The sequence below is a fragment of the Streptomyces sp. YGL11-2 genome, assembly GCF_050054615.1.
Classification (GTDB): Bacteria; Actinomycetota; Actinomycetes; order Streptomycetales; family Streptomycetaceae; genus Streptomyces.
Genome location: NZ_JBNHIN010000031.1, coordinates 22357 through 44190, shown reverse-complemented (window position 1 = coordinate 44190; position 21834 = coordinate 22357). Strand labels below are relative to the sequence as shown.

Below are 21834 nucleotides of genomic sequence, written 5' to 3'. Positions count from 1 at the left end.
CTGCACCCGGCCCGGAGGCAGGCACCAGGTCAACGACAGCCCGGCCGGAGCGCTCCCGGGCTTCCACCCGGCCGGCCCGGCAAAAAACCAGGGCGGTGGAGACCGGATGTCCGGTTCCACCGCCCTGGCCGACTCTTCACGCCGGCTCATGCCCCCCGGCTACGTACCTACGTACGCGCCGGGGAGCGTGCGCCGTCAGCTGCAGCCGCTCGTGGAGCCGCAGCCCTCGCAGAGGTAGCAGCTGCCGGCCCGCTGCATCTTCGTGCCGCAGGAGAAGCAGAGCGGCGCGTCGGCGTTGATGCCCAGCTGCATCTCGACCAGTTCGGCGTTGGTGTGCGCCTGCTTCGGGGCCGGCACGGTGGGCTCCTCGACGATCTTCACCGTCGGGGTGGCCTCCATCTGGCGCGGGGCGGACTGAGCCAGGCCCTCGACGTCGACCTCGTCCTCGGCCGGCTCGTACGAACCGGTCTCCAGGTGGCGCTGGCGCTCCTCGACGGAGTGGATGCCCAGTGCCGAGCGGGTCTCGAACGGCAGGAAGTCCAGCGCCAGGCGGCGGAAGATGTAGTCGACGATCGACTGCGCCATCCGCACGTCCGGGTCGTCGGTCATACCGGCCGGCTCGAAGCGCATGTTGACGAACTTCGAGACGTACGTCTCCAGCGGCACGCCGTACTGGAGGCCGACCGACACCGCGATGGAGAAGGCGTCCATCATGCCCGCGAGGGTCGAGCCCTGCTTGGACATCTTCAGGAAGACCTCGCCGAGACCGTCGTCCGGGTAGGAGTTGGCGGTCATGTAGCCCTCGGCGCCGCCGACGGTGAAGGAGGTGGTGATCCCCGGGCGGCCCTTGGGGAGGCGCTTGCGGACCGGGCGGTACTCGACGACCTTCTTCTCCGCGGTCTGCGCGACGGGCTCGGCCTTCTTCGCCTCCTCCTTCTTCTTGGCGGAGAGGGGCTGGCCGACCTTGCAGTTGTCGCGGTAGATCGCGAGCGCCTTCAGGCCGAGCTTCCAGCCCTGGAAGTAGACGTCCTCGATCTCCTCGACGGTGGCGGTCTCCGGGACGTTGACCGTCTTGGAGATCGCGCCGGAGAGGAACGGCTGGGCCGCGGCCATCATGCGGACATGGCCCATCGGGGAGATGGAGCGCTCACCCATCGCGCAGTCGAAGACCTCGTAGTGCTCCGGCTTGAGGCCGGGGGCGTCGACGACGTTGCCGTGCTCGGCGATGTGGGCGACGATCGCCTCGACCTGCTCGGGCTGGTAGCCGAGCCGCTTGAGCGCCTTGGGGACCGTGTTGTTCACGATCTGCATGGAGCCGCCGCCGACCAGCTTCTTGAACTTGACCAGGGCCAGGTCCGGCTCGACGCCCGTGGTGTCGCAGTCCATCATCAGGCCGATGGTGCCGGTCGGGGCCAGCACGGACGCCTGGGCGTTGCGGAAGCCGTTCTTCTCGCCGAGGCGGAGCACGTCCTGCCAGGCTTCGGTGGCCGCGGCCCAGACGGGGGTGTCCAGGTCGTCCATCCGCACCGCGCTGCCGTTGGCGTCGGAGTGCTGCTTCATGACGCGCTTGTGGGCGTCGGCGTTCCGGGCGTAGCCGTCGTACGGGCCGACGACCGCGGCCAGTTCGGCGGAGCGCTTGTAGGAGGTGCCGGTCATCAGGGAGGTGATGGCACCCGCCAGCGCGCGACCGCCGTCGGAGTCGTAGGCGTGGCCGGTGGCCATCAGCAGAGCGCCGAGGTTGGCGTAGCCGATGCCCAGCTGGCGGAAGGCGCGGGTGGTCTCGCCGATCTTCTCGGTGGGGAAGTCCGCGAAGCAGATCGAGATGTCCATCGCGGTGATGACCAGCTCGACGACCTTGGCGAAGCGCGCGGCGTCGAAGGACTGGTTGCCCTGGTCGTCGTCGCGGAGGAACTTCAGGAGGTTGAGCGAGGCAAGGTTGCACGAGGAGTTGTCCAGGTGCATGTACTCACTGCACGGGTTGGACGCGGTGATCCGGCCCGTCTCCGGCGAGGTGTGCCAGTGGTTGATGGTGTCGTCGTACTGGATGCCGGGGTCGGCGCAGGCCCAGGCGGCCTCGGCCATCTTGCGGAACAGGCCCTTGGCGTCGACCTCCTCGATGACCTCGCCGGTCATCCGGCCGCGCAGCCCGAACTTGGCGCCGGACTCGACCGCCTTCATGAACTCGTCGTTCACGCGGACCGAGTTGTTGGCGTTCTGGTACTGGACGGACGTGATGTCGTCGCCGCCCAGGTCCATGTCGAAGCCCGCGTCGCGCAGCGCGCGGATCTTCTCCTCTTCCTTGACCTTGGTCTCGATGAACGCCTCGACGTCGGGGTGGTCGACGTCGAGGACGACCATCTTGGCCGCGCGGCGGGTGGCGCCACCGGACTTGATCGTTCCGGCGGAGGCGTCGGCGCCGCGCATGAAGGAGACCGGGCCGGAGGCGTTGCCGCCGGAGGAGAGCAGCTCCTTGGAGGAGCGGATACGGGAGAGGTTCAGGCCGGCGCCGGAGCCGCCCTTGAAGATCATCCCCTCTTCCTTGTACCAGTCCAGGATCGACTCCATGGAGTCGTCCACGGAGAGGATGAAGCAGGCGCTGACCTGCTGCGGCTGCTGGGTGCCGACGTTGAACCACACCGGGGAGTTGAAGCTGAAGATCTGGTGGAGCAGGGCGTGGGCCAGCTCGTGCTCGAAGATCTCGGCGTCGGCCGGGGAGGCGAAGTAACCGTTCTCCTCGCCGCTCTTCCGGTACGTCTTGACGACCCGGTCGATGAGCTGCTTCAGGCTCGACTCCCGGTTCGGGGAGCCCACCGCACCGCGGAAGTACTTGCTCGTGACGATGTTGACCGCGTTCACCGACCAGAAGTCGGGGAACTCGACGCCACGCTGCTCGAAGTTGACCGAGCCGTCGCGCCAGTTGGTCATGACGACGTCACGGCGCGCCCACTCGACCTCGTCGTACGGATGCACGCCGGGGGTGGTGTGGATGCGCTCGATACGCAGACCCTTGCTCGCCTTGCTGCCCTTGGCGCGGGAGCCTCGTGCCGGGCCGCTCGTCGTCTCTGTCATTCCGCCTCCCTGTATAGGCAAACGCCCATATGTGCACACTCATTCCGTGGCACGGTGTATGTCTTTCTGCGACCGGGACGCCCTGCTCTCGCCCCGGCCCAGGTCTGGATGCGCGCCGAGCTCAGTCGGCGGCGGTGGCGGGCACGGGAACGGCCGGGTCGCCGGCCTCTTCGTCCGTCCCGCGGTCCTGCTCGGGCGGTCCCTGCTCGCGCTGCTCCCGCAGCTCGGCGATGGCCGCCTCGAAGTCCTCTAGTGAGTCGAACGCCCGGTAGACGGACGCGAAGCGCAGGTACGCGACGAGGTCGAGTTCCTGCAGCGGGCCCAGTATGGCCAGCCCGACGTCATGGGTGGTCAGCTCGGCGCTGCCGGTGGCGCGCACCGCCTCCTCGACGCGCTGGCCGAGCTTGGCGAGCGCGTCCTCGGTGACCGGCCGCCCCTGACACGCCTTGCGCACCCCCGCGATGACCTTGTTGCGGCTGAAGGGCTCGGTGACCCCGCTCCGCTTGATCACCATCAGTGACGCCGTTTCGATCGTCGTGAAACGGCGGGAGCAGTCGGGGCACTGACGGCGCCGGCGGATCGCCGCCCCGTCATCCGTGGTGCGGCTGTCGACGACCCGACTGTCCGGGTGCCTGCAGAAGGGGCAGTGCATGGCTCCACCCTCCTCACCCTCGAATACGGACGCACGCCAAAGGAACCGGCGTACGGCGACTGACCTCCGGCCGGTCCGTACGGGCCCTTCGGAGCAGCCACCAGCATAGGCGATCCACGGGGCCTCGAAGGACCCGGCACCACAACTTGTAGGCGGCCGAACGCATCTAAGCACTAGATATGGTGTCGGGGCGCTTATGCGCGCCTACCGCGTGTCGCGGTGGAGGCGGGCCGGCGGGCCGTCCAAGAGGGTACGGGAAGACACCCGGGGGGCCGGCCGGAGGGGCGGGGATGACACAATCGGCGACGTCGCGGCGGCCCGCCGGCGCGACGGCCGTTCACCGGTTTCCCGGAGGGGCCGCCGGCCGGAAAACCGGGGTGGAAACCGACTCGGAGGCCGGAGGGAAACCCGGTGGAATGCACCCCGGGGACCCGAATTGCCATTGGGCCATACACCCCGCTGCGTGATCAGGTCAGCCAATCGCTGAATTTTTCACTCGAACGTGTGTTTGGCGCAACCTTTCGAAAGCAACTACCGTTGGCTAACTAGGGAGAACATTTCGAGAGGGGCCGACGTGACCACCACCGCAGACAGCGCGACCATCACCGCACAGAGCCACTCCCAGAGCCGATTCGAACAACCGCAAAGGGCACAGCGGCCGATGGATGACGCCACGTCGGGCTCCGAAGAGAACAAGCCGACCCGCTCGCTTCCGGGACGCCCCCCGGGAATTCGCGCCGACAGCTCCGGGCTCACCGATCGCCAGCGCCGGGTGATCGAGGTGATCCGGGATTCGGTGCAGCGGCGCGGCTATCCACCGTCGATGCGCGAGATCGGCCAGGCCGTCGGGCTGTCCAGCACCTCCTCCGTCGCCCATCAGCTGATGGCGCTGGAACGCAAGGGCTTTCTGCGGCGCGACCCGCACCGCCCGAGGGCGTACGAGGTCCGCGGCTCGGACCAGCCCACGAGCGCGGCGACGGAGACCGCCGGCAAGCCCGCCGCGTCCTACGTCCCCTTGGTCGGCCGGATCGCGGCCGGTGGCCCGATCCTCGCCGAGGAGTCCGTCGAGGACGTCTTCCCGCTCCCCCGGCAGCTGGTCGGTGACGGCGAGCTGTTCGTGCTGAAGGTCGTCGGCGACTCCATGATCGAGGCTGCGATCTGCGACGGCGACTGGGTCACCGTCCGCCGCCAGCCGGTCGCCGAGAACGGCGACATCGTCGCCGCGATGCTCGACGGCGAGGCGACAGTCAAGCGCTTCAAGCGCGAGGACGGCCATGTGTGGCTGCTGCCGCACAACTCCGCGTATCAGCCCATCCCCGGTGACGAGGCGACCATCCTCGGCAAGGTGGTCGCGGTGCTGCGCCGGGTCTGACCCCGCGCTCGCGACCGGGCCCCGGAACCACTGCGCCGGTTCCGGGGCTCGCCTCTGTCACGGAACCGGCGCCGCTCTCGCGGGCCTGCTCCGTGACCGGTCGTGGTCACCGCCGGTTACCCGGCCTCCTTGGCTGCCTTGTCGATGGCCGCGAGGGAGCGGCGGACCTGATTCCGGTCGGTGGTGTACCAGAAGTCCGGCATGGACTTGCGGAGGAAGGAGCCGTAGCGGGCTCGCTCCACGCGCGGGTCCAGCACCGCGACCACACCGCGGTCGCCGGTGGCCCGGACCAGGCGGCCCGCCCCCTGCGCCATCAGCAGCGCCGCATGGGTCGCGGCGACCGCCATGAAGCCGTTGCCGCCGGCCTCCTCCACGGCCTTCTGCCGGGCGCTCATCAGGGGGTCGTCCGGGCGCGGGAAGGGCACCCGGTCCATCACCACCAACTGGCAGTTGGGGCCGGGTACGTCGACGCCCTGCCAGAGCGACAGCGTGCCGAACAGGCAGGTCCGCGCGTCCGCGGCGAAGTTCCGGATCAGCTCGCCGAGGGTCTCCTCGCCCTGGAGCAGGACCGGCATGTCCAGCCGGCCGCGCATCGCCTCGGCCGCGGCCTGGGCGCCGCGCATCGAGGAGAACAGCCCGAGCGTCCGCCCGCCGGCGGCTTCGATCAGTTCGGCCAGCTCGTCGAGCATGTCCGTACGGCTGCCCTCGCGGCCGGGCTGGGCGAGGTGCTTGGCGACGTAGAGGATGCCCTGCTTGCCGTAGTCGAACGGCGAGCCGACGTCCAGCCCCTTCCACACCGGCTCGTCGTCACCCTGGGTGCCCTCGGGGGCCAAGCCGAGGGAGGCGCCGACGCCGTTGAAGTCGCCGCCCAGCTTGAGGGTGGCGGAGGTCAGCACCACGGAGCGGTCGGCGAACAGCTTCTCGCGCAGCAGGCCGGAGACGGAGAGCGGGGCCACCCGCAGGGAGGCGCCGAAGCGGTCGTGCCGCTCGCACCAGACGACGTCGTACTCGGAGCCGTCGGCGATCCGCTCGGCGACCGCGTGGACGTTCTCCACCGAGGCGATGGCCTGCTTGCGGACGGCGTCCTCGTCCTGGACGGACTTGTCGCGGGTCGCGCCGAGCGCCGAGATGACCGTGCGGGCCGCGTCCCGCAGCGCCATCAGGCAGTAGCCCAGCTCCTCCGGGATCTCCTCCAGGCGGCCCGGCAGCGCCAGCTCCATCAGCCGCTCGAAGGTCTCGGCGGCGGTCTGGAGCTGGTCGGCGGCCTTCTCGTCGACCAGCTTGGCGGCACGGCGGACGGCGCGGTTGACCTGGCCGGGGGTGAGTTCGCCGGTGGCGACGCCGGTCACCCGGGAGACCAGCTCATGGGCCTCGTCGATGATCAGGACCTCGTGCTGCGGCAGGACCGGGGCGCCCTCGATGGCGTCGATCGCCAGCAGCGCGTGGTTGGTGATCACCACGTCGGCGAGCTTGGCGCGCTCGCGGGCGGCCTCGGCGAAGCACTCCGCGCCGTACGCGCACTTGGAGGCGCCCAGGCACTCCCGGGAGGAGACCGAGACCTGTCCCCAGGCGCGGTCGGAGACACCGGGGGTGAGGTCGTCGCGGTCGCCGGTCTCGGTCTCGTCCGCCCAGTCGCGCAGCCGGAGCAGGTCCTTGCCGAGCTTGCTGGTGGGCGTCGCCTGCTCGAAGACGTCGAAGAGGCCGTCCTCCTCTTCCTGCGGGGCGCCTTCGTGGAGGCGGTGCAGGCAGAGGTAATTGGAGCGGCCCTTGAGCATCGCGAAGCTGGGGCGGCGGCGCAGCAGCGGATGCAGCGCCTCGACGGTCCGCGGCAGATCGCGCTCGACGAGCTGGCGCTGGAGGGCGAGGGTGGCGGTGGCGACCACCACCCTCTCGCCGTGGGCCAGCGCCGGCACCAGATAGCCGAGGGACTTTCCGGTGCCGGTGCCGGCCTGCACCAGCAGATGGGAGGTGTCGTCCACGGCCTCGGCGACGGCTTCGGCCATGGCTACCTGGCCGGGCCGCTCGGTGCCACCGACGGCGGTGACGGCGGCATGGAGCAGATCGGGGAGAGAGGGCTTCGTCATAGCGCTTGCCAGCCTACGCGGGACCACTGACAGCGGGGTCGGTCACGGGACGTGCAGGGGGTTCGGGACGGTGCCGTGCACGGCGGCGTGCGGGCGGTCGCGGCGGTCGCGGTAGCCGTCGACGTGCAGCCGGTTGCGGTTCAGGCAGAGCCGCTCGATCTCCGGGGTGAGCAGGTCGAAGGTCTCCTGCCGTTCCTTGAGGTGCGGGAAGCGCTCGTGGTGGCGCAGGATCTCCGCCCGCACGAGTGACCAGAACTCGTCCTCGGGCACGCCGAGTTGGTCCTCGCACAGCGGCGCCAGATAGCGGAAGACGCCGACGAAGAGTCCGGAGTGAATGAACTGGGTGAGAAATGCGGGCGGTTCGGTCAGCAGCACCGCCCGGACGTCGTCCGGCATGGCGTCGTGCTCGGGCAGCGGCTGGGCGCTGGTGTTGACGTCGTCGACGAAGTCCTTCATGGCCAGGCGGGTGGGGATGTCGTGCTCGTCGAAGACGACGATGGCGTTCTCGCCGTGCGGGGAGAAGACCGTGCCGTACTGGTAGAGGAAGTGCAGCAGGGGCGGCAGCAGCGCGGCGAAGAGGTGGGCCAGCCAGACGCGGGCGGGCAGTCCGGAGCGGTGCACCAGCTCGGTGGTCAGGGCGCGTCCGGCGGGGTCGGTCTGGAGCAGGGAGGCCAGGGTGCGGGCCCGTTCACCCGGGTCGAGGCAGCGGCTGACGGGCTCTCGCCAGATGCAGCCGAGCAGTTCCCTGAACTGGTAGGGGACGCCGGGCAGCCGGTCGTAGAGGGGGTGCTCGACGGTGACCGAGGCGGTCTCGCCGAGCAGGATCACCCGGGTCTCGTCGCGCAGATACGTATCGCCGTCGCGCAGGCCGTGGACCCAGCGGGTGACCGCCGGGGCGGCGAGGGTGCGCTCGGTGGGCAGGCCGCGCCAGACCAGGGTGTTGAGGATGGACAGCGGCAGCTTGACCGTGCGCGCCTGGGGCCGGCTGACGTTGAGGAAGGTGCGGATCGACTGCTGCGGCAGCCGGAGGTCGTTGTCGGTGGGCAGCGCGATGATGGATCTGTCGGCGAGCTGCGGGGCGAAGAGCGGGGCGATGGTCTCGTCCCACTGCCAGGGGTGGACGGGGAGGTAGAGGTAGTCGGCGGGGTCCTGGCCTGCGTCGGTGATGGTGCGGGCGAAGGCGCGGTGGGTGGCGGGGGACAGTTCGTCGCTGTAGAGGCGGTCGGGGGTGGCGAGAGCGGGGACGCCGCGGTAGTGGGCGATGCGGTGGTGGGCGGCGAGCCAGGGGAGCCGCTGGGGGCTGCGGGCCTCGGGGGCCCAGGTCTCCGCGTCGGTGGCGGAGAAGCCGAGCCGGCCCTTGTTGGCGACGAGCCAGGGGTGGCCGGTCTGGTGTCCTTCGAGGTCGGCGTAGTCCAGGTCGGCGAGCTGGGCGGCGGTCAGGGCGGCGGCGTCCAGGCGGGTGTCGGCGGCGAGGGTGGCGGTCAGCTCGCGGAGGAGGTGGCCGGTGGTGTCGCCGGACAGGCCCAGGACGGTGTCGTGGGCGTGGGTGAGGAAGCGGAGGGGATCGGTGTCGGGGGTGATCGAGTGGGGGTCGACGCGCCAGTGCCCGTAGGAGCCTCTGCGGGCGGTGAAGCGGTAGATGAGGTCGTTGCCGACGGGCAGGCGGTAGCGCGGGGCGCCGTCGGGGGCGGTGCCGTCGGGCTCGGGGGTGAGGATTTCCTCGTAGGCGAATTCCGCGAGGGTCTTGGCGAAGAGGCGGCGGGCGGCGCGCTGCCAGGCGCGGTGCGACGGCTGGGACGCGGGGAACGCAGGGAACGCAGGAGACAATGTGGGACTCCTCGATGCGGGACCGGCCCGGCACGTGCGGGGGACAACCGGGGCGGCGGGGTGGATGGCGGACCGGATCGGGGCCGTCGACGGACGGCCCCGGGGTCAGAGCAGGTGGCGCAGGGCGCGGTCGCGGATCATCAGCGCCGCGCGTTTCTCCGGGAGTTCGATCTCCTCCGCGTAGCGGAACCCCGCGCTCAGGAAGGCCGCGACGGAGGCGGTGTTGCGCAGGTCGGGTTCGGCGATGACGCGGTCGCATGGGGGGCGTTGGTCGAGGACGAGGTCGGCGGTGGCCCGCAGGAGCGTCGCGCCCAGGCCGTGGCCCCGGTCGCCGGCACCGCCGATGAGCAGGTGCACTCCGGTGTCGTGCGGCCGGGCCCCGTAGTGGCGGGCGACGCGGTCCAGGTCGGCGCGGTAGATCTCCCAGTAGCTCATCGGGACGCCGTCCAGCACTCCCAGGCAGGGCACGCTGCGCCCGTCGCCGTCCAGCTGGGCGCGCAGGTGGTCGGCGGTGGTCTCCGGCGGGCCGGCCAGTTCCCAGAAGGCGGCGACGGCGGGATCGTTCATCCAGGCGGTGATCCGGCCCAGGTCGCACTCCGGCCGGACGGGGACGAGGGCGAACAGCCCGGCCGGGGTGTCGGCCGCCGGCCAGCCCGCCAGGTTGTCCAGCAGCGGGCCGGCGGCGGGGGTGCCGTCAGCGGGCGGGCGGTCCGCGTCGGCGGGCAGCGCGCCGGGTTCGGGCGGGATCCGGAGGTCGAGGATGTGGTCCGAGGCGGCGTGGAGGTCGGAATCGGTCGGTGGCACGGTGTCGCTCTCCTCTGATGGCTGGGGACCGCGTCATCTAGGGCGCGAGCGGGTTGGGCAGGGTGACGTAGACGGACTGGGTGTCGACGGGGCCGACGAGTTCGTCCAGGCCGTGCAGCCGGGTGGCGAGGTTGGCCTTGCAGCGCAGGGTGCGGGCCTGAAGCAGCTGCTCCGGCAGGGGCGAGCGGTGGGCGCGGGGAGCCGCGGCGGCGTCGGCCAGGAAGCGCCGGAAGGCGGCGAGCAGGACCTCCTCGCGGATCAGGCGGGCGGCGCCGAAGGCCCCGATGAGGCCGAGGACGTTGTTGATGCCGAGGTAGTAGGCGAAGCGCTCGTCGGTGACGTCGTCGGCGACGAAGGTGTCGCTGGTGGCGCCGATGCCGGGCAGCCGCCGCTCCAGTTCGGCGCGGCGGGAGGTGCGGAAGTAGTAGCCCTGGTTGTCGCGGTAGCGGCCGCCGGCCGGCCAGCCGTCGCGGTCCAGCAGGACGAGGGTGTTCTGCTGGTGGGCCTCCAGGGCGATGCCGGCCGTGCCGTCGAGCCAGAGGACGGGGCGGACGACCGCTTCGAGGTAGCGCAGGAACCACTCCGTGGCCACCGCCCCGGCGGGCCGCCCGGTGCGCGCGCTCAGCGCGCCGACCAGGCTTTCGAGGCGGGAGCGCATCTCGCCGTGTCCGGGCCAGGGCCGCGGCGAGGTGAGTCCGGCGATGCAGACCGCGTCGTCGGTGGTGCCGAAGGGGTTGTGGCGGATGACGACGTCGAGACCCTGGACGGGCGCTCCGTCGGGGCCGTCGACGGCGAGGTAGGCCGGGTCGCGGACGATGTCGAATCCGGGAGCGCTCGGGAAGGCGGCCTGCCACTGCTCGCCGAGGCCGGTGCGCATCAGCCGGTGGACCTCGACGCCGCGCTCCAGTTCCTTGCGGAGGTTCTCCCGCCGGGAGTTGGTGATGCGCAGCCCGAGGGAGAGCTTGAGCATGGCGGGCGCGCCGGGGCGGTAGACCGTGCGCACGGAGGAGGTGGGGTGCCAGAGCGCGCCGTGCGGGCCGAGGTCGTGCAGCAGTCCGGCGTCGCGCAGCGCGGCGGTGTCCGGGCGGGCGGCGAGGTCCCGCGCCTGCCAGGGGTGCAGCGGCAGCGGCACGGTGTCGTCGGGGAGCACGAGCCCGTCGCCGGCCAGGTCGGCGGCGAGCTGGCCGGCCGGTACGGTCTTGCCGCGTTCGGTCCAGGCGGAGTCGGCGGCGACGGCGGAGCGGTGGACGGCCATCCAGTGGAGCGGGAAGGCGCCGCGGAGTTCGGGCGAATAGGCGCGGGTCTCGGCGTCGGTGAGGCCCTCGCGGCTCTTGGGGGTGGGGTGCAGCGGGTGGCCGAGCAGCAGTGACTGCTCGCCTTCGAGGAAGCCGGAGTCCTGCTCGACGGCGGGGTGGGCGCGCCGGTCGGCGATGAACACGGCGGTGGTGCGTACGGAGTTGGCGACCCGGCCGACGAGTTCGGCGCCGTCGCCGTCCGGTGCCTGCGGCGCGTCGTCCGCCGCCGGGCGCTCGTCGCCGTCCGCGACCCGGTGCTCGCCGCCGTCCGAGGCCCGGCGGTCGCCGCCGTGTGCGGCTTCGCGGCGCAGCAGCGCGGCGAGGGTGACGGCGTCCAGGGGGGCGGAGCCGGGCAGGGTGCCTTCGAGGGTGGGCGCGCCCAGGCGGTGCCAGCCGGTGGGTGACCAGTAGCGGACGGGGATGTGCAGGGCGGTGGCGCTGGCGTGCAGCGGGAGGCGCAGCCGGCCGCCGGCCGGGCGGGGGGTGCCGTTCTCGCGGAGCCAGCAGCGCAGCAGGTTCTCGATGCCGGCGGCGTCGGCGGCGACCGCCGCGTCGGGGTGGTCGAGGGGGTCGGCGTCGGGGTGCCGGGCCGTGTCGTGGGGGCCGGGGGCGCCGTAGGCGGCCGGGGGGCGGTCGCGGCCTTCCGGGGTCTGCTGATGGCAGGCGTCGTCGCCGGGCCGCCGCTGCTGCCGCGGAACGGACGGCTCGATCAGCCCCGGGCCGGGGTGGTGGGCGGGGAGTCGTTCGGCGGCCTGGGTCCCGTCGGGGCCGGGGCGTTCGTTCATGCGGAGGTGCCTCGCAGGGTGGTGGGGGACGAGCCCAGGGGCCCGGGGGTGGTGCGGACCGCCGCCGTGATGGCGTCGGCGAGGCGGTCGAGGATCGCGTCCGCCTGTTCGTCGGTGATGGTCAGGGGTGGCAGCAGCCGGACGACGGCGGAGTGCCGGCCGCCCAGTTCGACGATCAGGCCGCGGTCCAGGCACGCCTGCTGGACGGCGGCGGCGAGCACCGGGTCGGCGGGCCGGGCGCCGTCGGCGTCGGTGTCGGCGGCCCGGTCGACCAGTTCGACGCCGAGCATCAGCCCGCGCCCGCGGACGTCGCCGACGCAGTCGTGGGCGGCGGCGAGTCCGCCGAGCCGGGCGAGCATCCGGCTGCCGAGTTCGGCGGCGCGCCGGTCGAGGCCGTTGCGGCGGACGTAGGCGAGGGTGGCGGTGCCGGCGGCCATGGCGAGTTGGTTGCCGCGGAAGGTGCCGGCGTGGGCGCCGGGCCGCCAGGCGTCCAGTTCCTCGCGGTAGACGATCACCGCGAGCGGCAGGCTGCCGCCGATCGCCTTGGACAGCACGAGGACGTCGGGGACGATGCCGCTCTGCTCGACGGCCCAGAAGGTGCCGGTGCGGCCGACGCCGGTCTGCACCTCGTCGACGATCAGCGGGATGTCCCGGGCGGCGGTGATCTCCCGCATCCGGCGCAGCCAGTTCAGCGGCGCCGGGATCACCCCGCCTTCGCCCTGGACCGGTTCGAGGATCATGCCCGCGGGCCGCGGCACTCCGCTCTTGTGGTCGTCGAGCAGGTTCTCCGTCCAGCGGGCGGAGAGTTCGGCGCCGCGCTCGCCGCCGGTCCCGAACGGGCAGCGGTAGTCGTACGGGTAGGGCAGCCGGGTCACGGTGGTGTGCCGGGCTCCCCCGGAGGCGGCGAGGGCGTCCGACGTCATGCCGTGGTAGGCGCCGGAGAAGGCCATCAGGCCGCTGCGCCCGGTCGCGGTGCGGACGAGGGTGAAGGCGGCCTCGACGGCGTCCGTACCGGCCGGACCGCAGAACTGGATACGCCCCTTTTCGGACAACTCCCTGGGCAGGGTGGCGAACAGCTCGGTCGTGAAAGCGTCCTTGACGGGCGTGGCCAGGTCGAGGACGTGCAGCGGCGCCCCCGAGTCGAGGACCGTGCGGATCGCTTCGAGGACCACCGGGTGGTTGTGGCCCAGCGCGAGGGTTCCGGCTCCGGAGAGGCAGTCGAGATAGCGCCGGCCGTCGGCGCCTTCGATGGTCAGCCCGCGGGCGCGCACCGGGACGATGGGCAACGAGCGCGCGTACGTACGGGCAGCGGACTCACGCAGGGACTGCCGTCGCAGGATCCCTTCGTGGGCCGGCGGTGCGCCCGCCGGCACGGTTTCGGTCAACGCCACGGCAGTTGTGTCCTCCTGCTGGTGAACTGTTGGATTCCGCGCGGGCGCTGCGGGCAGCCCGGCCGTCCCCCGTACGTACCAACGACGGCACCGGCGGGGGAACACGGCCGCCGGCAAGATCCTTGACGGCCGGGAACCGGGGACCCGGGTACCGCCGTCCCCCTCGACACCGGCATAGTGGGGGGTTGCACCCGGATCTTGGGGTTCATGACAAGGACTCGTGGGGGTGCGCACCACACGAGCCGCTCCGGCTCAGCCCGATTCACTCAGGGGGAACTGACCCATGCGATCGATACGTCGGCCAGTCCTGGCCGCCGCCGCCCTCACCGCCGTGGTGGCGCTGACCGCGACCGGCTGCGGGCCGTCGGGCGACAACGCGGACGCCAAGCCGAGCCAGTCCGCCCAGGACACCACGGGCGGGGGTGAGATCAAGATCCCCAAGGACCTCCAGGACAAGCTCAAGCAGCACGGCATCAACCTGGACAAGTGGAAGAACGGGGAGTGGAAGAACTGGGACAAGGACAAGTGGCTCCGCGAGGCGGGGCAGTTCATCAACCCGGTCATCAAGGGCTTCTGGAACCCGGACAAGATCGACCACGTCAAGCCGCCCCAGGACCCGAGCAAGCCGTCGGACATCGCCGAGGACCAGGGCAAGACCGACCCGGAGCCGGCCGCGGTCACCGCGCAGCCCGTCAAGACGCCGTACACCTCCACCGCGCCGGGTGTCGGCCTGCTGGTCTTCAGCACCCCCGAGGGTGAGTCCCGCTGCTCGGCCACCGTCGTCAAGGACCCGGCACACCCCGGCAAGTCCAACCTCGTGTGGACCGCCGCGCACTGTGTGCACGCCGGCAAGAACGGCGGCTGGTACCGCAACGTGATGTTCGTGCCGAACTTCAACCGGACCGGCAAGCCGGTCACCCAGATGAAGAACACGCCCTTCGAGGACCGGGTCCCGGCGGGCAAGTGGTGGGCGGACGACATGGCCACGTCCCAGGAGTGGATCAAGGACGGCGGCGCCGTGCCGGGCGTCCCGATGGCCCCGTACGACTTCGCGCTGATGCATGTGAAGGCGGAGGAGGGCACCAGCGGCAAGTCGCTGGAGGAGATGGCCGGCGGTGCGTACCAGGTCGACTTCAACGCCCCGGCGATCGGCAAGATCCCGAGCCTGACCGCGCAGGGCTACCCGGCCGAGGCGCCGTTCGACGGCGCGGTGCAGGAGTCGTGCACCGACAAGCCGACCCGTCTGTCGCTGGACGCCAAGAAGCCGACCATGTACCGCATCGGCTGCACCATGACCGGCGGTTCCTCCGGCGGTCCGTGGTTCGTCAAGGGCCCGGACGGCAAGCCGGTGCTGGTCTCCAACATGTCGATGGGGCCGCGCCCGGCCCGTTGGTCGGCGGGTCCGCACCTGGGCCCCGAGGCCAAGTCGCTCTTCGACGCGATGAGCAAGAAGTGGGCGAGCCAGAGCTAGGGATGTGAGAGGGGCGGTGCCGGTGTCCGGCGCCGCCCACCGCGCACCGCCCACGGCAGGCATGACGAAGGCCCGCCCCCGGGGAACCGGGGGCGGGCCTTCACCGTACGGACGTCGTACGCGGCGCCGCGCGGGCCGCTAGGCGGCCGGGACGAACGGGCGGAACTCGGCGGCCAGTTCCTCGTGCACCCGCGCCTTGAGGACCGTGCCGTCGGCGGTGTGCTCCTCGGAGATGACCTCGCCCTCGGCGTGCGCCCGCGAGACCAGGGCACCCTGGGTGTAGGGCACCAGCACCTCGATCTCGACCTGGGGGCGCGGGAGTTCCTCGTCGAGGAGGGTCAGCAGCTCCGTCAAGCCCTGGCCCGTACGGGCCGAGACCACGATGGCGCGCTTCTCCTGGCGCAGCAGCCGCTGGAGCACCAGCGGATCGGCCGCGTCGGCCTTGTTGACGACCACGATCTCGGGCACGTTCGTCGCGCCCACGTCGCGGATCACTTCGCGCACCGCCGCCAGCTGCTCCTCGGGCACCGGATGGGAACCGTCGACCACATGGAGGATCAGGTCGGAGTCGCCGACCTCCTCCATCGTGGACCGGAACGCCTCGACGAGGTGGTGCGGCAGATGCCGGACGAAGCCGACGGTGTCGGCGAGGGTGTACAGCCGCCCGCTGGGGGTCTCGGCCCGCCGGACGGTCGGGTCCAGGGTGGCGAACAGGGCGTTCTCCACCAGGACTCCGGCACCGGTGAGGCGGTTGAGCAGCGAGGACTTGCCGGCGTTGGTGTAGCCGGCGATGGCGACCGAGGGGACCTTGTTGCGCCGGCGCTCCTGGCGCTTGATGTCGCGGCCGGTCTTCATCTCCGCGATCTCCCGGCGCATCTTCGCCATCTTCTCGCGGATCCGCCGCCGGTCCGTCTCGATCTTGGTCTCACCGGGACCGCGGGTGGCCATACCGCCGCCCGCCGAACCGGAGCCACCGCCACCCATCTGCCGGGACAGCGACTGACCCCAGCCGCGGAGCCTGGGGAGCATGTACTGCATCTGCGCCAGCGAGACCTGCGCCTTGCCCTCCCGGGACTTGGCGTGCTGCGCGAAGATGTCGAGGATCAGGGCGGTCCGGTCGACCACCTTGACCTTGACGACGTCCTCCAGGTGGATCAGCTGGCCCGGGGAGAGCTCACCGTCGCACACCACGGTGTCCGCCCCGGATTCGAGCACGATGTCGCGCAGCTCCAGCGCCTTGCCGGAACCGATGTACGTGGCCGGGTCCGGCTTGTCGCGACGCTGGGTCACGCCGTCGAGCACCAGGGCGCCGGCGGTCTCGGCCAGCGCGGCGAGCTCCGCGAGGGAGTTCTCCGCGTCCTGCACCGTCCCGGACGTCCAGACGCCGACGAGCACCACGCGCTCCAGGCGCAGCTGGCGGTACTCGACCTCGGTGACGTCTTCGAGCTCGGTGGACAGGCCGGCCACGCGGCGCAGCGCCGCGCGCTCGGAGCGGTCGTACTGATCGCCGTCGCGCTCCCCGTCGATCTCGTGGCTCCAGGCGACGTCCTCTTCCATCAGGGCGTCGGCCCGAAGGCTCTCGGGGAGGCGCTGCCGGTCCTGCGGAAGGGAAGAAGAGGAGGTCATTTGATCCTTTGCGTCGTTGGGAAGCCCTCGGGGGACCGGCCGGTCCCCCTGGGACTATCGCTGGTGACAACGTCCGGGCCGCCCCGGAGATTCCCGGGCGCCCGTCCGCGTCGACCCGTTGATGGTCGCACGGCCGCGGAGGGGCGTCACGCGGGTTTTCCGGTGGTTTCCCGCTGCGGGGCCGCGTGCCGTCCGGGCAGCGGCCACCCGGGATGCAGGGCGGTCCGGCCCGACACCCCGGGCTGCGCGCCCGGCACCCGCGCCTTCCGGCCGCCGGCGCTCCCGGCCGCCCGGGGCTTCCAGTCGGGGTGGCCGGGCATCGGCGGGGTCTTGGTGCCGTACAGCCAGTCCCAGAAGAAGCCGGAGAGGTTGTGCCCGTAGATCTGCGAGGCCAGGTTGATGAAGTCGGCGGTGCCGGCCACCCCGTCGCGGTGCTTCTGCACCCAGGCCCGTTCGAGGCGGTCGAAGCCCTCCGTGCCCAGCTTGTGACGCAGCGCGTACAGGACCAGGGCGCTGCCGTCGTAGATCACCGGCCGGAAGATGCTGATCTTCTGGCCGTGGTCGGGGAGCTTGGGCAGGGCGGGCGGGCCGCCTTCGGCGCGCCAGCCGTCCGAACTCTCGTACGCGTGGCGCATCCGTGTCTCCATGGAGGCGCGGCTGTCGCCCTTCTCCTGGGCGTAGAGCATCTCGTACCAGGTGGCGTGCGCCTCGTTGAGCCAGACGTCGGACCACCGGCGGGGGCTGACGCTGTCGCCGAACCACTGGTGGGACAGCTCGTGCACCATCACCGACTCGACGTACCAGTCGGGCAGCTGCACCATGGTGAACAGGCGCTTCTCGAAGAGCGAGAGGGTCTGGGTCTCCAACTCGAAACCGGTGCTGGCGTCCGCCGTCAGCACCCCGTAGGTCTCGAACGGGAAGCGTCCGACCTTGTTCTCCATCCAGGCCACCTGGCCCGGCGTCTTGGCGAGCCAGCGCGCCAGGAGGGGCCGGTCGACGGCTGGGACCACATCGCGGATCGGCAGCCCGTGCGGCCCGTGCTGCGTCAGTACGGCGGACCGCCCGATGGAGATCTGCGCCAGCTCGGTGGCCATGGGGTGGGAGGTGCGGTAGGTCCAGGTGCGGCGCGGCCCGCGGGTGGCCTGCCCCACGGGCAGCCCGTTGGCGACCACCACCAGCCCCTGGGGCGCGGTGATGTGGAAGGTGAAGTACGCCTTGTCGGAGGGGTGGTCGTTGCAGGGGAAGACCCGGTGCGCGGCGTCGGCCTGATTGGCCATCGCCAGCCCGTCCTTGGTACGGATCCAGCCGCCGTCGCCCGCGCCGACCGGATTGCTGGTGTGGTGGACGACGATGCGCAGCTTCTGCCCCGGGGAGATGTGGGCGGCCGGGGTGAGCACCAGGTGCTCGCCTTCCTGCTGGTACCTGGCGGGCGCCCCGTCGATCTCCGCGGAGCGGACGGCGCCGCGCGCGAAGTCGAGGCTGAGCCGGTCCAGGTTGCCGGTGGAGCGGGCGTTGATCACGGTGACCGCTTCCAGCGGCCGGTCGCTGCGGCCGGAGTAGTTCATCGACACGTCGTAGGACGTGACGTGGTAGCCGGTGTTGCCGAGCGTCGGGAAGAGACGGTCGCCGAGGCCCAGTGGCACGACCGGCGGCTCGGCCGCGGCGAGCGTGGCGGCGATCGCGAGGCCGAGGGCCGCGGCCCGGCGCGGGATCCGGCCGGGTACGGCGTGGAAGCGGCGCCGTGCGGGCGCGGAGTGGTCGGTAGCGGGGCGGGCGGCGGGCCCGTCGGACCCGCCGGACGGGCGGCGCAAGGGAAGGGACATGGGTTACCGCTATCAGCGCGGCCCGCTCCCCCGTGGACGGCGCGGCAGGACGGCACCCGAACGAGCGGCCCAAAGGCGTCCGGCTTGCGCCGGTCTGCCGGATCTGCCCCTCGGCCCGTCAGGGCCGCATCGCGGCGGCGGGGCGGGGCCGGCCGGCCCGCAACACGTCGAACACGCCGGGCACTTGGCGCATCGCCCGCATCAGGGAGGGCAGCCCGGCGGCGTTGGGCAGGTGGAGCGTGTACGTGTGCCGCACCAGCTGTTCGTGCGGGGGCTCGACGGCGGCCGACACCACGGCGGCGCCCTGGGCGGCGATCGCCTCGGTGAGGTCGGCCAGCAGGTGCGGCCGGCTGAACGCCTCCGCCAGGAGGGTCACCCGGCAGCCGTGGCCGCCCTTCCCGGCGCCCCGCCAGCGCACCCCGACCGGCTGCCGGCCCATCGCCGCCATCCGCGCCACGGCGGGACACAGCGCGCGGTGGACGGTGACCGTGCCGCCGCGGACCGCGAATCCGGTGACGGTGTCCGGTGGCACCGGGGTGCAGCAGCCGGCCAGCCGGACCGCGGCCCCGGGCAGGTCCACCACCGCGAGCCCGGAGGCGGCGGCCTGCCGGTCCGGTCCGGTGGGGCGGTGCCCGGGGGCCCTGCGGCGTTCGCCACCCTGACCGGCGGGGGCGGCGGGCGGCTCGCCGCCGCCCGGGGGGCGGGCCAGCCAGCGGGCGATGGCAAGCCGGGCGGCGGGCGTCCGGGCATGGTCGAGCCACTCGGGCGAGGGGCCGGCGGCCGAGTCCGGGGCCATCAGCAGGTGCAGGCTGTCGCCGTCGTGCAGGACGGTGCCGAGCGTGGCGAGCCGGCCGTTGACCCGGGCGCCGATGCAGCAGTGCGCCGCCTCGCCGTGCCGGGCGTACGCCCCGTCCACGCAGCTCGCGCCGGCCGGCAGGCCGATGGCGCCGCCGGCGGGGCCCGCGGAACCGTCCGGCGCCCCGTCCGCGGGCGCGCCGGTGCAGAAGACGGTGATCTCCCGGTCCTGGGCGAGGTCGTCGCGCAGCGAGGTCCAGAAGGTGTCCGGGTCAGGGGTGGTGCGCTGCCACTCCAGCAGCCGGTCGAGCCATCCGGGGCGGGTGGGGTCGGCCCGCTCGCCCTCGGGGGCGTCCGCGCCGTCCGTGGGCGCGTACGGATTGCCCAGCGCGATCACCCCGGCCTCCGCCACCCGGTGCATCTGGTGCGTGCGGATCAGGGTCTCGGCGATCTCGCCGGCCTCGCCGCTCACGGCGGTGTGCAGCGACTGGTAGAGGTTGAACTTGGGTGCGGCGATGAAGTCCTTGAACTCGGAGACGACCGGCGTGAAGCAGGTGTGCAACTCACCGAGGACGGCGTAGCAGTCGGCGTCCTCCGCCACCAGCACCAGCAGCCGTCCCAGATCCGCGCCGGTCAGCTGCCCGCGCGCCAGCAGGACGCGGTGCACGGAGACGAAGTGCCGTGGCCGGACCAGGACTTCGGCCTCGATCCCGGCGTCGGCCAGGATCGTACGGGTCCGCCCGGCGATCGCGGCGAGCGGATCGGGCCGCCCGGCGTACGACCGGACCAGCTGCCGGGTCGTGGCGTACTCCTCCGGGTGCAGGATCGCGAAGACCAGGTCCTCCAGCTCGGTCTTCAGCGCCTGGACGCCGAGGCGTTCGGCGAGCGGGATCAGGACGTCACGGGTCACCTTGGCGATCCGGGCCTGTTTCTCGGGCCGCATCACGCCGAGCGTGCGCATGTTGTGCAGCCGGTCGGCGAGCTTGATGGACATCACCCGCACGTCGTTGCCGGTCGCCACCAGCATCTTGCGGAAGGTCTCCGGCTCGGCCGCGGCGCCGTAGTCGACCTTCTCCAGCTTGGTGACGCCGTCGACCAGATAGCAGACCTCCGCGCCGAACTCCGTCCGTACCTGATCGAGCGTCACTTCCGTGTCCTCGACGGTGTCGTGGAGCAGGGAGGCGGTCAACGCGGTGGTCTCCGCGCCCAGTTCGGCGAGGATCAGGGTCACCGCGAGGGGGTGGGTGATGTACGGCTCGCCGCTCTTGCGCAGCTGCCCGCGGTGCGAGGACTCGGCGAGCTGGTACGCCTTGCTGAGGATGTCCAGGTCGGCGTCGGGGTGGTGACGGCGGTGCACCTTGGCGACGTGCTCCAGGGCGTCCGGGAGGCCGTCGCGGGCGGTCGGGCCGAGCAGCGCGGCGCGCCCGATACGGCGCAGCCCCCGCAGCGCCGGCCGGGGGCGTCCGCGCTTGCGGCCCGCTGCTTCAGGGTTACCAGGGTTCGTGGCCTCTGCGCTCATGGGCACCTCCGGCAGCGTCGACCGGCGGTGGGACGCCGTCAGTTCTGGCGCCTGGGCCGGTGCTTGATGCTACCGAGCCCATCACGCAGCGCTGTCCGGCTCTCGCTCAGCGTGAACCGGATCACCCATTCGAGCGAATTTCCCGGTCAGAACCGTTTCTGCTCTGAAAAGGCGAATCACGAAGCGGGATACGGAACATGTGGGCCAGATGGCGGAGGGCCCCGACGGCCGGGCGTGGCGCGTCCGCCGCGACGTACTACCGGCCGCCGACCGGCGAGCGGCACTCCGTACGGAGCGGGACCCCATACGGGGCAAGTACCGCCCGTCGGACGGAAAGCGGGTCGTTCCCCGCCCTCAGGCGGCGAGCGCGCCGGTCAGCCACTCCGGCTCGAAGCTGCCCTCGGCGACGATCACGGCTGGGCCGGTCATCTCGACCGTGCCGTCCGGCAGCTCGGTGATCGTCAGGCTGCCGCCGAGCACATCGACGGTGTACGTGACGGGCGTGCCGGTCTCGGCCGGGTCCACGCCGTCGCGGCGGGCGGTGGCCACCGCCACCGCGCAGGCGCCGGTGCCGCACGAGCGGGTCTCGCCGGAGCCGCGCTCGTGCACCCGCATCGCCACATGGCGCGGGCCGCGGTCGACGACGAACTCGATGTTCACACCGTCCGGATACACCGCTGCCGGGCTGAACGGCGGCGTGGTGTACAGGTCACCGGCGTGCGCCAGGTCCTCGACGAACGCGACGGCGTGCGGATTGCCCATGCTGACGTTGCGGGCCGGCCAGCTTCGCCCGCCGAGCGTGACCACCACGCCCGCCTCGGGCAGCTCGGCCCGGCCCATCGCGACGGTGACGTCGCCGGACTTGGCCAGATGGACCCGGCGCACCCCGGCGCGCGTCGCGATCGCGAGGTCGCCGGCCTCGACCAGCCCCGCGTGCAGCAGGTACCGGGCGAAGACCCGGACGCCGTTGCCGCACATCTCCGCGATCGAACCGTCGCCGTTGCGGTAGTCCATGAACCACTCGGCCTCGCCGGCCTGCGCCCGCGCCTCCGGGTGGACGGCGGACCGTACGACGCGCAGCAGCCCGTCGCCGCCGACACCGGCCCGCCGGTCGCAGATCCGGGCGACGGCCGCCGCGGACAGATCGAGCCGACCGTCCGGATCCGGGACGATCACGAAGTCGTTCTCGGTGCCGTGGCCCTTGAGGAAGGCGATGCGCTGCGTGCTGGTCACCCTTGAATCCTACGGGTCGCGAACCGGCCCGGCGCCACGGGGCCGAGACCGCCCACGGGACAGACCGGGGGCCGAGCCGTGGGGGGTG

Annotated in this window: 13 protein-coding genes; 2 read left to right on the top strand and 11 right to left on the bottom strand. The window is 72.2% G+C overall.

Annotation, left to right across the window (positions count from 1 at the left end; genetic code table 11):
* Positions 1–195 precede the first annotated feature (195 nt).
* Positions 196–3069 carry a vitamin B12-dependent ribonucleotide reductase gene (locus tag ACO1BR_RS29135; protein ID WP_426798085.1) on the bottom strand — a complete coding sequence of 958 codons (2874 nt, stop codon included), beginning with the start codon at positions 3067–3069 and terminating at the stop codon, positions 196–198.
* Positions 3070–3190: 121 nt separating this feature from the next.
* Positions 3191–3721, bottom strand: a complete 531-nt coding sequence (nrdR, locus tag ACO1BR_RS29130) for a transcriptional regulator NrdR (protein WP_426798084.1) — start codon at positions 3719–3721, stop codon at positions 3191–3193.
* A 574-nt stretch (positions 3722–4295) separates the two neighbouring features.
* Between nrdR and lexA the strand changes: the two genes are divergently transcribed.
* On the top strand, positions 4296–5093 hold the full coding sequence (lexA, locus tag ACO1BR_RS29125) for a transcriptional repressor LexA (RefSeq protein WP_043266465.1): 798 nt from the start codon (positions 4296–4298) through the stop codon (positions 5091–5093).
* A gap of 116 nt (positions 5094–5209) precedes the next feature.
* On the opposite strand, the gene ACO1BR_RS29120 is transcribed toward lexA, so the two are convergent.
* The 5 genes from ACO1BR_RS29120 to ACO1BR_RS29100 all read right to left on the bottom strand — a co-directional run bounded on the left by ACO1BR_RS29120 (position 5210) and on the right by ACO1BR_RS29100 (position 13279).
* Complete coding sequence (locus ACO1BR_RS29120) at positions 5210–7177, bottom strand: ATP-dependent DNA helicase (protein ID WP_426798083.1); 1968 nt, start codon at positions 7175–7177, stop codon at positions 5210–5212.
* Positions 7178–7219: 42 nt separating this feature from the next.
* A complete protein-coding gene (locus ACO1BR_RS29115) occupies positions 7220–9004 on the bottom strand; it encodes an IucA/IucC family protein (protein ID WP_426798082.1) in 1785 nt (594 codons plus the stop codon).
* Between the two features lie 105 nt (positions 9005–9109).
* On the bottom strand, positions 9110–9808 hold the full coding sequence (locus tag ACO1BR_RS29110; protein WP_426798081.1) for a GNAT family N-acetyltransferase: 699 nt from the start codon (positions 9806–9808) through the stop codon (positions 9110–9112).
* A gap of 37 nt (positions 9809–9845) precedes the next feature.
* The gene (locus ACO1BR_RS29105; RefSeq protein ID WP_426798080.1) at positions 9846–11888 is read right to left on the bottom strand and encodes an IucA/IucC family protein; all 2043 of its coding nucleotides are present in this window, start codon (positions 11886–11888) and stop codon (positions 9846–9848) included.
* Positions 11885–13279 carry a diaminobutyrate--2-oxoglutarate transaminase family protein gene (locus ACO1BR_RS29100; RefSeq protein WP_426798079.1) on the bottom strand — a complete coding sequence of 465 codons (1395 nt, stop codon included), beginning with the start codon at positions 13277–13279 and terminating at the stop codon, positions 11885–11887. The genes ACO1BR_RS29105 and ACO1BR_RS29100 overlap by 4 nt, the downstream gene beginning before the upstream one ends.
* Before the next feature lie 283 nt (positions 13280–13562).
* Between ACO1BR_RS29100 and ACO1BR_RS29095 the strand changes: the two genes are divergently transcribed.
* Positions 13563–14750, top strand: coding sequence for a trypsin-like serine peptidase (locus ACO1BR_RS29095; RefSeq protein ID WP_426798078.1), 1188 nt, complete (start codon positions 13563–13565; stop codon positions 14748–14750).
* 138 nt (positions 14751–14888) lie between these two features.
* On the opposite strand, the gene hflX is transcribed toward ACO1BR_RS29095, so the two are convergent.
* The 4 genes from hflX to dapF form a co-directional block, all read right to left on the bottom strand.
* Positions 14889–16376: a GTPase HflX gene (gene hflX, locus ACO1BR_RS29090; RefSeq protein ID WP_426798077.1), complete on the bottom strand. Its 1488-nt coding sequence runs from the start codon at positions 16374–16376 to the stop codon at positions 14889–14891.
* Between the two features lie 146 nt (positions 16377–16522).
* Positions 16523–18199, bottom strand: coding sequence for a M1 family metallopeptidase (locus ACO1BR_RS29085; protein WP_426798076.1), 1677 nt, complete (start codon positions 18197–18199; stop codon positions 16523–16525).
* A gap of 118 nt (positions 18200–18317) precedes the next feature.
* Entirely contained in the window at positions 18318–20513 is a 2196-nt protein-coding gene (locus ACO1BR_RS29080) for a RelA/SpoT family protein (protein ID WP_426798075.1), read from the bottom strand.
* A gap of 354 nt (positions 20514–20867) precedes the next feature.
* A complete protein-coding gene (dapF, locus tag ACO1BR_RS29075; RefSeq protein ID WP_426798074.1) occupies positions 20868–21746 on the bottom strand; it encodes a diaminopimelate epimerase in 879 nt (292 codons plus the stop codon).
* Positions 21747–21834 lie beyond the last annotated feature (88 nt).